The organism is Paenibacillus sp. Y859 (assembly GCF_056786405.1).
In genome coordinates this window covers 306,560-319,881 of record NZ_JBXCIZ010000001.1, presented here as the reverse complement: position 1 = coordinate 319,881, position 13,322 = coordinate 306,560, and the positions used below count along the sequence as shown (strand labels likewise).

General features: G+C 41.6%; 10 protein-coding genes and 1 other annotated feature. All 10 genes read left to right on the top strand.

Annotated features, from left to right (window positions below; all coding sequences use genetic code 11):
* Positions 1-56: 56 nt before the first annotated feature.
* Positions 57-1,511 carry a nicotinate phosphoribosyltransferase gene (locus AC1TO8_RS01540; protein ID WP_482053859.1) on the top strand — a complete coding sequence of 485 codons (1,455 nt, stop codon included), beginning with the start codon at positions 57-59 and terminating at the stop codon, positions 1,509-1,511.
* A 440-nt stretch (positions 1,512-1,951) separates the two neighbouring features.
* Positions 1,952-2,953: a 2-oxoacid:acceptor oxidoreductase family protein gene (locus AC1TO8_RS01535; protein ID WP_482053858.1), complete on the top strand. Its 1,002-nt coding sequence runs from the start codon at positions 1,952-1,954 to the stop codon at positions 2,951-2,953.
* Between the two features lie 27 nt (positions 2,954-2,980).
* Positions 2,981-5,290: a thiamine pyrophosphate-dependent enzyme gene (locus AC1TO8_RS01530; protein ID WP_482053857.1), complete on the top strand. Its 2,310-nt coding sequence runs from the start codon at positions 2,981-2,983 to the stop codon at positions 5,288-5,290.
* Positions 5,291-5,452: 162 nt separating this feature from the next.
* Positions 5,453-6,427: an acrylyl-CoA reductase family protein gene (locus AC1TO8_RS01525; RefSeq protein WP_482053856.1), complete on the top strand. Its 975-nt coding sequence runs from the start codon at positions 5,453-5,455 to the stop codon at positions 6,425-6,427.
* 260 nt (positions 6,428-6,687) lie between these two features.
* A complete protein-coding gene (locus tag AC1TO8_RS01520; RefSeq protein ID WP_482053855.1) occupies positions 6,688-7,644 on the top strand; it encodes a copper amine oxidase N-terminal domain-containing protein in 957 nt (318 codons plus the stop codon).
* 135 nt (positions 7,645-7,779) lie between these two features.
* Positions 7,780-8,787 (top strand): CobW family GTP-binding protein, encoded by a 1,008-nt coding sequence (locus AC1TO8_RS01515; RefSeq protein ID WP_482053854.1) that lies wholly within the window; start codon positions 7,780-7,782, stop codon positions 8,785-8,787.
* Positions 8,788-8,867: 80 nt separating this feature from the next.
* Positions 8,868-9,146, top strand: a binding site (T-box leader).
* A 69-nt stretch (positions 9,147-9,215) separates the two neighbouring features.
* Positions 9,216-10,922, top strand: coding sequence for an arginine--tRNA ligase (gene argS / locus AC1TO8_RS01510; protein ID WP_482053853.1), 1,707 nt, complete (start codon positions 9,216-9,218; stop codon positions 10,920-10,922).
* Between the two features lie 130 nt (positions 10,923-11,052).
* Positions 11,053-11,532 carry a hypothetical protein gene (locus AC1TO8_RS01505; protein WP_482053852.1) on the top strand — a complete coding sequence of 160 codons (480 nt, stop codon included), beginning with the start codon at positions 11,053-11,055 and terminating at the stop codon, positions 11,530-11,532.
* An 895-nt stretch (positions 11,533-12,427) separates the two neighbouring features.
* Entirely contained in the window at positions 12,428-12,730 is a 303-nt protein-coding gene (locus AC1TO8_RS01500) for a hypothetical protein (protein WP_482053851.1), read from the top strand.
* A gap of 128 nt (positions 12,731-12,858) precedes the next feature.
* A complete protein-coding gene (locus AC1TO8_RS01495) occupies positions 12,859-13,245 on the top strand; it encodes a hypothetical protein (RefSeq protein WP_482053850.1) in 387 nt (128 codons plus the stop codon).
* The last annotated feature ends 77 nt before the right edge of the window (positions 13,246-13,322 follow it).

Genomic DNA, 13,322 nt, shown 5'->3' with positions numbered 1-13,322 from the left:
GCTTTTCTTCTGACAATGAAGTTGATGAGCTGCAAGACAACAAGGGGGAATACATCATGCATACGGAAGATCTTGCGCTGCATACCGATAAATATCAGATTAATATGATGTATGCGCATTGGCACTTAGGTACACATGAGAATAGAGCCGTATTTGAAGCCTATTTCCGAAAGCTTCCATTTGGAAATGGATATGCTGTATTTGCAGGTTTAGAACGAATTGTTCAATATGTTAACCATCTTCGATTTACGGAAGAGGATATACAATACCTTGCAGAACAAGAAGAGAATTATGATTCTGCATTTCTGGATGAATTGCGTAAGTTTCGCTTCGAAGGAACGATTCATTCTATGAAAGAAGGAACATTAGTATTTCCTGATGAACCGTTGATTCGTGTTGAAGGTAGAATGATGGAGGCGCAATTAGTAGAAACAGCTCTTCTTAATTTCATGAACTTTCAGACACTTATCGCAACCAAAGCATCGCGAATTAAACAAGTTGCAGGTCAGGATACTTTACTTGAATTCGGTACACGCCGTGCACAGGAAGCGGATGCGGCGGTATGGGGTGCTCGAGCTGCATATGTTGGAGGTTTTCATGCAACATCCAATATGTTGGCAGGCAAAAAGTTTGGCATTCCTACTAAAGGAACTCATGCACATTCGTGGGTACAGAGCTTTGAAAGTGAGCAAGAGTCTTTTGACGCCTACGCCAAGGTCATGCCTGATTTAGTGACTTTACTAGTAGATACTTACGATACGCTGAAGAGTGGTATTCCACATGCGATTCAGACGGGTAAATATTTAGCATCTATTGGGAAGAGCTTGTCTGCCATTCGCTTAGATAGTGGGGACTTAGCATATCTTTCGATTCAAGCTCGTAAAATGTTAGATGAAGCGGGCTTATCTCATGTAAAAATTGTTGCTTCAAATGATTTAGATGAGAATACGATTCTTAACCTTAAAGCACAGGGAGCACGGATTGATATTTGGGGCGTTGGAACGCAGCTGATCACAGCGGCGGATCAACCAGCATTAGGCGGTGTGTACAAACTCGTCGAACGTAATGTGGGTGGCATCATGAAGCCAACTTTGAAAATCTCGGCTAACCCTGAGAAGGTATCTACACCTGGCAAGAAAGACGTATATCGCATTATTGACCGTATAAGTGGTAAGGCTCTAGCGGATTATATTTGTTTCCCAGAAGAGGATCAGCCGCGTGATGGCGGTCCGATCAAGTTATTCAATCCTCAGCATTCTTATCTACAAAAGAAGATACGGAACTATGAAGCTATTCCTATGCTAGAGCCCGTATTTGTGGATGGTGTTCAAGTATATGAATTACCGACGCTTGATATGATTCGCAGCCACCATAAGGAACAGCTAAATCTCTTCTGGCCGGAATATTTGCGGAAAATGAATCCGGAAATATATCGTACGAATATTAGTGAGACCGTATGGGAATTGAAGAAATCTATCATGGCTCAACATATGCAAGAAGAAGATATATAATAATATAAGGTATAACCGATAGCATGTTAGAGATCCCACAGGATCTCTGACATGCTTTTTTTATAAATATAAGAAAGTATAAGTTTCACTTGAATCAATTTCATAATCGCCGATGCAGCTAAATCGGGTTGCGTAATTATGAAATTGACTCTTGATACTCTAATTCTTATATTTCGGCAGAGACGGGTACCGTCCTCGAAAAAGGACGGCATAGCCGTTTCTGCTTGTGTGGAGAAGCCACTGAAGTCATACGGATGTCCTCAATTATTTCTCGGGAAAGCGCAGGAATTGGCAAAATGTATCGCTGTTCGACATGTCACGGAGTGAAAACGCATACATCATATTTATCTAAATATGATTTTTTTCATATCTAAAATTTGTAATAACTCGTTAAATGAGAGGATAACAGTAGAGAAGATATCCTGAAAGGGGTTATGTCGGTGGAACATCTGCCAAAAGTAAATGAGTTGGGTTTCTTTGAAATAAGACTGGAGTCCATTGGAGGCCTTGGGGCAAATTTGGCTGGTAAAATGCTGGCTGAGGCTGGTGTTGAAGGTGCTGGTCTGAATGGGGTGAGTTTCTCGTCCTATGGTTCTGAGAAGAAGGGATCACATGTTAAAGCGCATATTCGTTTTTGTGATCTGAATACACCTATACGTGATACATCACCCGTAGAACGACCACATGTTGTGAGTGTTTTTCATGAAGCTCTAGCTAAAACGGTTAACGTTGTTAGTGGAATTTATGCAGATAGTATAGTCCTTATCAATTCTCAGAAGACACCTGAGCGATTAAAGAATGCTATGAATATGCTTGGAGGCACGGTTGCTGTTATTGATGCAACAGGTATTGCGCTAGCGGAGAAGAATCGAGTCAATATGGCGATGCTTGGAGCGATGTTTCGATTATGTCCTTTTCTTGATCCCGATACGATGAAAGACGTCATTCGCAAATCCCTTGGGACGAAATATCCTCAGAGTGTAGCATCCGCATTGAATACGTTCGAACGCGGATTTAACGAAGTAATCATTCAGGAATTCCCATTAGAAGAAGGATTGTCTATGCCGGAATTTGTACGTGCAGATACATCTGTTCTTGGATATGAGACGCAGCCAATGGGAGGACTCATTACGAATCCTGGGAATAGCATACTGAAGAACCTGAGTATTTCACGCGCTGGAATGATGCCTCACTTCGTGCTAGAGGATTGTATACATTGTGCCCAGTGCGATACGGTATGTCCGGACTTATGCTTCGTGTGGGAAGAACAGCCTGATAAAAAAGGAAGACCACAAATGTTCCTTAAAGGGATCGATTATCAGTATTGTAAAGGTTGTCTGAAATGTATAGAGGCTTGTCCAACGGATGCTCTCTCAAGCATGTTTGAAGAAGACGGTGTAGCAGATGCTCAGACCGTTAAACATATTTTTGACTTAGTATAAATGATTGGTGAAAGGCGGGAAGTTGTTATGGCTGTTATTGATGAAAAAGAAGTAGATACATCTTCTAAGGTCGAGCAAATATATGTCTATGAATCTGGGAATGAAATGGCTGCTTATGCTGCACATCAAATTAATTATCATGTGATGGGTTATTTTCCAATCTCCCCCTCAACCGAGGTAGCACAGTATTTAGATTTGATGAAAGCGGATGGGCAACATGATATTAAATTGATCCCGTCAGATGGTGAACACAGTTCCGCAGGTATATGTTTCGGAGCCTCAACGGCGGGCGGTCGCGTGTTTAACGCAACAAGTGCAAATGGTTATATGTTTATGTTAGAACAGATGCCTGTGCAGTCTGGTACACGATTTCCAATGGTTATGAATCTGGTGTGCAGATCGGTCTCAGGTCCGTTGAATATTCATGGTGATCATTCGGACCTATATTTCGCATTGAATACAGGCTGGCCTATCCTGATGTGTCGTGATCCCCAGTCTGTCTATGATATGAACCTCATCGCGCTCAAACTAGCTGAACACAAAGATGTCCGTCTGCCAGTGCTGATTGCTTCTGATGGATACTTCACGTCACACCAGAAGCGTCGTGTTCAAGTGTTGGCGCATCAGAAGGACGTTCATAAGTTTGTAGGGGAAAAGCCACCAGAAGGGTTCCACAATACGTTAGATCGTGACAATCCTATTACGGTGGGACCGTATATGAATGAACCGGATTATATTAATAATAAATATCAGCAATCCCAAGCAATGTACAATGCTGGAGACGTATTTGAGGTTATTGCTAGTGAATATAAGGAATTAACAGGTCGAAATTACGAAATGCTAGATATGTATCGTATGGAGGATGCAGAAGTAGCCGTATTTCTTATGAATTCGGCTTCTGAAATTATCAAAGATGTGGTAGACCAACTTCGTAGTCAAGGGATCAAGGCAGGTTCAATCGCTCCGAATATGATCCGACCGTTCCCTCAGAAGCAAATTGCTGAAGCATTACAACATGTTAAGGCAATCACGGTGGGTGATCGTGCAGATTCATATGGAGCACATGGCGGAAATATGGTGCTTGAGATCAAAGCTGCCCTATTCACACATGGTAACACAACAACACAGGTGATCAGTCGGATATATGGTTTGGGAGGCAAAGAGTTCTACTCCGAGGACGGGCATCATTTGTTCAAGTTAGCTATTGAGGCAATGGAGAAGGGGACGGTAGAAGTTCCTTTTGATTATTATGGTCATACTGAAGGAGAAGCATCTAAAGCTCCTCAGCGTGTTCTCAAGCCGATGAGGTTCGAAGACTTGAAGACAGGCTTAATTACGGTGAAGAAGGATGAAGTGACAGGGAAATTAAGTGTACGAATTCCACCGTTACGCGCGCTTACGAAGAAGCCGAAACGCTTAGCTCCGGGTCATGGCGCTTGTCCAGGGTGCGGGATATTCTCGGGTCTGGAGACGTTCTTCAAGGGAATTGAAGGGGATATCGTTGCACTGTATCATACAGGGTGTGCTATGGTTACGACTACGGGATTCCCTTACTCTGCACATAAAGCGACGTATATCCACAATCTGTTCCAGAATGGTGCTGCGACATTATCAGGTGTTGTAGAAATGTTCTGGGAACGCAAGCGGCGAGGTGAATTAGATCATCTAGGTTTGCAAGATGACTTCACGTTTGTTATGGTCACAGGTGATGGAGGGATGGATATTGGTATGGGGCCTGCCATTGGTGCAGCAATGCGGAACCATAAGATGATTATTATCGAGTATGATAATGAAGGGTATATGAATACTGGGGCACAGCAGTCCTATTCAACACCTATTGGAAACCGTACTTCCACATCCAACCTAGGAACGGAGCAACAAGGGAAAACAACGCAACATAAAGATACAGCTCAAATTATGGCAGCAACGAATATTCCGTACGTATTTACGGGTTCGGAGGCATTCCCTCAAGATTTGGTGAAGAAAGCGGCGAAAGCTCAATACTACGCGCAGAACGAAGGATTAGTATATGGGAAAATACTGATTGCATGTCCTTTGAACTGGTTATCTAATGACAATGAGGGTGCTATCATTGTGAATGAAGCTGTAGATACTTGTTTCTTCCCATTGTATGAGGTAGAACATGGATGTACAAACATCACTTATAATCCAGAAGATAAGAATAAAAAGGTTGAGCTTCGCGAATGGCTGAAATGGATGGGGAAAACACGCCATTTACTTAAGCCAGAGAATGAAGCTACGTATGAGAGTTTCCAAAATGAGGTTAATAGACGCTGGAATGTATTGAAGGCTAAGCATGAGAATCCTTATTTATAAGCTTATTTAGAAATGAAAAAGGCATTTTTCCTTAGCGGGGGAGATGTCTTTTTTGAATGCTGGCTTGGAGAAGGTTACAATGAAGAGACTAGTGAATACGATTAATAATTTAGATAATTAAGGAAGGGAATGATGACTTAAATGAACAGTTTTCAAGCATTTATGATTCGTAAAGATGATCAAGGGTTTCGAAGTGGTGTAGAGACACTTAATATAGATCAACTACCAGAAGGTGACGTAACCGTTGAGGTAGAGTATTCCAGTGTTAACTATAAGGATGGTTTAGCCAATTCACCGGAGGGGAGGATAGTCAAATCGTATCCTTTTATTCCGGGCATTGATCTAGCTGGAACCGTTGTTGAGTCAAATGACCCACGCTTTCAGTCAGGTGATGTTGTTCTATGTACAGGATACGGGCTTGGTGAAGCACGTTTCGGTGGGTATAGTCGCTTGGCAAGGGTAAGTGGTGATTGGCTCGTCTCGTTACCAAAGGGATTGAATTCAAGAGAGGCGATGGGACTGGGAACGGCTGGGTTTACGGCTGCATTGTCTGTGGAACGTCTTATTCATAATGGTCTTACACCGGAGCGCGGACCTGTATTAGTTACAGGGGCAACGGGTGGTGTGGGTAGTGTAGCTGTGAATATACTAGCTCAGCTTGGATTCGAAGTTGTGGCAAGTACAGGGAAAGTAGATACTCAGAGTGAGTGGTTACAACAATTGGGAGCTACTTCCGTCGTTAGCCGAGAAGATATTATTGCACCGACCAAAGGAGTTCTTGCAAAAGAGCGCTGGGCAGGTGTAGTTGATCCTGTTGGAGGATCTCATTTAGCAGGGCTTTTGAAGACAGTCCAATACGGTGGAGGAGTGGCACTTTCAGGATTAACTGGCGGTGGTTCTTTTGAAAGTACAGTCTATCCATTTATACTACGAGGAATACAATTGCTCGGTATCGATTCCGTCTATTGTCCAATGGAACATAGACAGGCGATTTGGACTAAATTAGGCGCAGCGTGGAAGCCCGTTAAGGTACTTGATGGGGGAATAACGGAAATTTCATTGAATGAATTACCTGGTGTACTAGAGACTATACTGCAAGGTGGAGCAGTCGGACGTACCATAGTGAAGCTAGATTAGGACATTTATTGTAGCGGGTTAGCTTTTGGAAATAGGAAGTGAAACTAGCAGAGTGTGGGGACTGGTAATAGCTCCCGTGCTCTGTTTTTTGTCGTTGAATAATCGTTGCCTGTAAACAGTTTGGCTTACTTAAAAATAAATAATGTTAAAATAAATGGAACATTTAGAGTCTAACGAACGTTTAAGTGGTAATGAGAGTATAAGCTTAAGTTGTAGTTCAGACTTGAAGTTGAGATAAAATGTGCAAAGGAGAGAAATTCATGAGAAAAATTCTAACCGCATTTGCAGTTGTTAGCATGTTAAGTGTTGGTTCAATAGCAAATGCCGCTGATTCAATTCCTATATATATAAACAATGATATAATTCCAAACAGTTTAGCGCCAATAGTAGAGCAAGGGAGAGTACTTGTTCCCATTCGAGTTGTGTCAGAGGCATTAGGTGCCAAAGTAGAATGGGATCAAAAGGACAACAAGGTGACTATTCGTAAATGGGCTGAAAGTGTCATACTTACGATCGGTAAGAATACTGCTTCCGTCGATGGGAAGCCCAATCAATCCGGTGTGATTTCATTAGATGTGTCTGCTAAATTAGAGAATAATCGAGTATTTGTCCCTTTACGATTTCTATCAGAATTATACGGGTATAGGGTAGATTGGGATGGCAAGGCAGTAACGATTAGTTCACCTCTAAACGATAAGGAACGAAAGATTCTTTATGAAGGTTCGCTACGAGAAGCTCGGAAGCTAGCGATGGACAAGACCTACACTTCAATTGTACATTATGAGCAAAGGCCATTAGAGATAAAGTATGTATCTGAAGATTATGATAGCACGTTTATATTCCCTGAGGGTGAAGCCCTTCGCTTCTATGTGATTACAGGCGATACAGTTTTATTGTATGAATTTAAAGAGGATTTCCCAATAGTGACTTGGCAAGCGCATATTCAAAAAGGAAATAACCTACAAAACTTCGCGGATCATAAATGGTTTGATATAAGAGGAACGGAAATGACAATGAATAAAAAGTTATTATATTACAACTATAGTATTTTTGGAGATAGCAGTAAAGAAATAAGTGGTAGCATTGATAAAGACAATACAATTACGCAACTGGGCTTCGAACATATTATTGGTGGTGGGGTATTCAAGAAAGAGGGAAATATTTCATTAGAGTTATCTAATGAAATTCGAAAAGAAGTTGTGAATAGCGTGCAATAGCAGCATGAGTTGTGGACGCTAGAAAGGCAGTGCTCTGAATAGTTAATGTGATTAAATATGGCCACTTGCATGAGGGGCTTCACATATAGTAAACTCGGCTGATAGAGATGGAAACGAGTTGGAGGAGAAAGAAGTATGGATCAGAATCAAGTGGCAGATCGGGTTACACCTATTTATATATTGTCTGGATTTCTGGGGAGCGGGAAGACGACATTGTTGCAGCGCATGGTAACTCATTGGCAGGAGCAGGGGCTGCGACCTGCTGTGATCATGAATGAGATTGGCGATGTGAACTTGGAAGGTGCATTGATTGAAGAGACTGTTCCCATGACTGAAATGCTCAGTGGATGTATTTGCTGTACCATTCGAGGTGATTTAAGTCTAGAAATATCGAATCTGATTAAGCAAGAATCACCGGATGTAATCGTCATAGAGGCGACAGGAATTGCGAATCCGATGGAAATCTTGGATGGAGTAACGGAAGCTGCACTTTATATGAAAATAGATCTAAAGAGCGTCATTACCGTCGTGGATGCCGTACATTTATTGGAACTATATGAGATTCAGAAAGGCAAGACTTATCGCCTTATGCAAGAGCAGATTCGCTGTGCATCTTATTTGATCCTTAATAAAGTTGACCGTGTAAGTGAAGAAGATCAAGAGAAGCTAGCGACTATTATATCTAGTTGGAACGAGTATGCCCCGATTATTCCAGCTGTACGTTGTGATGTGGACTGGGTTCCATTGTTCGGACAAGATGTTCAACCTGGACAGTGGAAGAGCGACAATTCATATGGAGAAGATCAAGGCAAGGGAGATGACCATAGTCATGATGGACATGATCACTCACATCACTCCCATGATCATGTTATGGTGTATACGCATTATTTCACGGGTCCAATTGATAGTCAGGGTTTCGAAAAATTAGTGAATCATTTACCACGTGAAGTATATCGCGCAAAAGGAGTTATGACATTTAGTGATACAACCAGCCGATTTTTATTTCAATATGCATTTAGAGAATCGGACTTTTTGAAGATTAATCCTCAAGGAGTTGTACCCGATGTCGTTGTATTCATAGGTGAGCATTTCTCTCAAGCTGAATTGAAGAATGCCTTGGAAGAGCTTGAGCAGAAGGGTTAATACTTATTAGAATTTGAAGGAGAATGATTCAGTTATATCGTGTTGCAACTTAACGGTGACCGATGTATACTGTGGTATATTGAACGTCTTTGAACGGGAGAGTAATGGGAGTGACCGATATTGTAGCGAGCCGGAATTGGTGAAAGCCGGCATATTGGACTCTGATGAAGCGCACCCGGGAGATGGCTATTCCAACGTCATGAAGATCGTCTTTTGAACAACTTCTTTTATGATCAGTAGAATAGTCCGATTGATCTTCGTTATAGGTCATCAAGCGGAACAACTCTGGAGAGGAATACACCTCTGTCTGAGGGTTCAACTAGAGTGGTACCACGGGAACTAAAGCTCTCGTCTCTTATTCATAGAGATGAGGGCTTTTTTTGATGAAATAAACAGTCATTTAAGTAGAATATGGAGGATGAACTATCATGTTAAAGAATTGGGCCATAGAGGCAATACAGCCACACGTACCCCTATCAGCAGAAGAAGTGGAAAACTTATTAGAAACACCGCCCTCAGTAGTGATGGGTGATATTGCATTTCCATGTTACGTATTAGCGAAGCAGTTTAGACAATCACCGCCGCAGATCGCCTTACAATTAGTGAGTCGTATCCAAATGAAGGGAATCAAAGCAGAAGCTGTTGGACCCTATGTTAATTTAACTTTCGACAGAGATTATTATGTCGGGGGCTTGATGGAGAGATTGCAGCAAGATGATGATGCTCGAACTAATATAGGTCAGGGAAAAAAGGTTGTTATTGATATGTCATCTCCCAATATTGCGAAACCTTTTGGTATCGGACATCTTAGATCAACGATGATTGGTGCAGCCTTGTATAAAATGTATCAAACCGCAGGATACGAACCTGTTAGCGTCAATCATCTGGGCGATTGGGGCACGCAATTTGGCAAACAAATTACAGCATATAAGCGTTGGGGTAATGATGAAGCTTTACAAGAGAATCCAATTCAAGAGTCTTTACGTTTATACGTTAAGTTTCATGAGGAAGCACAACAAGATGTAACATTGGAACCCGAGGCGAGAAATTGGTTCCGTCTGTTGGAGTCTGGTGATGAAGAAGCGAATAGACTTTGGGAATATTTCGTCGAAGTTAGTATGCAGGAGTTCAACAGAATGTATAAAAGACTAAATATTACGTTCGATCATGTGCTTGGAGAAAGCTTTTACAATGATAAAATGGCTGCCGTTGTTCAAGCGCTAAAAGATAAAAATTTATTAGTGAAAAGTGATGGTGCACTCGTTGTTCAATTGGATGATGAGGGGATGCCACCTTGCTTAATTATGAAATCCGACGGGACGACGATTTATCCTACACGCGATTTGGCAACAGCATTTTATCGCCATCATGTCATGAAAGCTGATCAAATTCTTTATGTGGTCGGGGGAGAACAGAAGTTACATTTCCAACAAGTATTTGCTGTATTGCATAAAATGGGGGCCGAGTGGGTACAAGATTGCAGTCATGTACACTTTGGATTAATGAAATTCGAGGGTAAGAAGATGTCCACCCGTCGCGGTAAAATTGTGTATCTTGACGATGTGTTAGATGAAGCTGTTGCAAGAGCGCTCACGGTCATTGAACAGAAGAATCCAGAGTTACCGGACAAATATAAGGTGGCACAGGACGTAGGAATTGGAGCTGTTATTTTTGGGGATCTCAAGAATAATCGGACTAACGAAGTGGATTTCTCACTGGATGATGCGTTGAATTTCGAAGGGGAGACAGGTCCTTATTTGCAGTACACATATACAAGAACCCAAAGCATTCTTTCTAAAAGTATGATGTTAGAACAAGTACACACGGAAGATTCTCAAGGAATGCAGCAGGATCAATATGCTGAAGCATTAGGTGATTCAGGATGGGCACTCCTTAAACTGCTTATTACGTTCCCTGTACAGTTGAAACGTGGGATACAGAACAATGAACCTTCCGTATTAGCTAGATATGTTCTAGATATAGCGCAGGCGTTCAATCACTTCTACAACCAGGAAAGAATACTGTGTGAAGAAGATGGGGTAAGAAAAATTCGAGTGTCTCTAACGACACTGACAGGGCAATCTTTACAAAGAACAATGCATATTCTTGGTTTGGCTACCCCAGCCCGTATGTAAAAAGGGACGTAATAGATCCATTTAACAATCTCATGTTGATAGATTTTGCGGATTCCTTTAACATTAGGAATAGCAAAGTAGATCAACTAGCACATCGCGTAAATGTGTTGATAGTGAATGGAGCGGAAGTATGGTAAAAGAGAGATTGCTCGATAGTGATCATTCAAGAGATGTCTTTACCTATTTTGGACTTGCCGTATATTCTTCACAATCTTTGGAGCAGCAACTGGTTAACTTATTGATGCTCATGAAGCTATCAGAGGGCAAGATTCCAACAGAAGAAGACTTCACTGAAATTTATCAACGTAAGTTAAGTAGTTCGTTAGGCCAATTAGTGCAGGAAATTCAGCATCATTTCCCTTTCACGAAAGAAGAAACAATTCAATTGACAAGAATATGGAAGCAACGTAATTATATTGTCCATGATTACTTCAAAGAACGAATCCAAGAGACGTTCAGTCCTGGAGGTCGTTCCCGTATGATTCGTGAGCTTACGAAATTTAGTGATCAAGCACAAATGTTAGAGAAGAAGCTCCAAGGTTATTCTCGGGAATTATATCGCACGCTTGGTCTGGATAATGATTCTCATGCTTCTAATTCCGATAAATGATAGTTTATGAACAAGGATGCTTGAATAGGGTGGAGTTGTTCTGAAAGGGTCTCTGAAAAAAGTCCACATATATTGGTGTAGGATGCCGCTGCGATGACGGATTATCCTTATGGTCGCTGTTGCCCTCCAATTTCTTGATTGTATACCGCTTAGCGGTAGAAATCCTAGGGCAAAGCATATGCTTCCGGAGTAGCTTTCCTACGGAAAGCTTGTAGGCGAGCGCTACCGCTTCTTCAGGATAATTCCGTCATCTTCGCTACTTCATACAACATCCATTGTTTTCTGTAAGTACTGATTTCTGCAACTACTCGCACTTGTTATCTTATATTTCTATTGCTATAGCGAGGGTATCACGTAGTTAGTTGCAAATTTGACCTCTAAATCCATTGCCATTCCTCTTTCCACCACTTTAGCTGCCCAAACAACATCTAATTATTCGGAAAACCCAATTTTCCGCGTTTCTCCCGATTTCAACTGTCATCTAGGCACTTAATTCTCACAATCTAGCCTTTACTGCTAATGTAAGTGTTGTTTAGGCTCTTATTCCGTTCTCGTGGGTCTTCCTTCCCCCGCTATTTACGCGGAATACATCTAAAGGCTTACATAGGAAAGTATTCAGCATCAGAGAAATGAAGTCACTTTGAAAGACCTGAATATTAGAGAGGTTGTTCAAAAGTCATCTTTTGATCACGAAGTATATCAAGAGGACTACTCGACGTCGAAGATTGAATTCAGCCGGTCCTAGCATATGCTTTCGAAGGATGTTTCCCCCGGAAACATTTCAGGTGTTCACGTAGGTATTCGGGAAATACGAACATCCAACTAACCCACCGCCAACATACAGCAAATATAAAAAAAGCTTCATCCGGATATACGTCAAGAAATTATTTCTTTGATGGCATCCAGCATCCCGAACGAGAATGTGGAATACATGGGTAATCGGATAAGTCGGTACAGCATGAAGATGGGGAAATGCGAAATTACAGGAATGTACCTTTTTGCACCTGACGTTTACTGCCACCACTATATGCCATTATATCTCGGCGGAAGCGATAAATTCAATAACATGTGCATTCTCCATAAAGAGGTATTTCAACTCATCCACCATACTCACAAAGAGACGATTGAAGTACTCATAAATAGACTAGCTATCACAAACTTAATGAAAATCTGGATCAATCAGTATGGTGATAAATAAGGACTTGAACCAGTCTGATTTTCCCGAATCTATGAGTAACGAGGAACTTATGATCTAGTACATTCTTTTAGAGGGAACGCGGAGTGCTGGGAAACTAGCACGCTCCGTGTGGAGCAGGGGAAAAGCTAATGGATGTCTACGAGACGGAAGAGGATGCAGCCGGTTTATATATAACCGGGCCCATAACCAGACAATCCTCGCATATGTTCCGTCATCCATTTGTTTACCAAGTCAACCCCGAAGGCGGTTCCTTCAAGATCAATGACGAAATTAAACAGTCTCATCTCATTTCATACCAGACAAGCAAGAAGTGCTTAATAGAGCTATTTGAATATTTGCGCCGTAATATGGAAATAGGTGAAGACTTAGAGCTCTATTCCTGCTGGGCGTACGGACAGGAGAGTTTCTCGGACGCTCCTAAAAAGGAACTCGATCTCGTGATTGAACTATCCACATTTCGATTGGAGAATGAGTTCGAGTGGAAAGAACGTCAGTATATAAGTGTAAAGAAGTGAGCCAAGGAACAGTTTTTCTTTGCGTTAACGGGTAACAATAGTTCAATAAACACGAAGAAACGGCAGCCGTATTCATG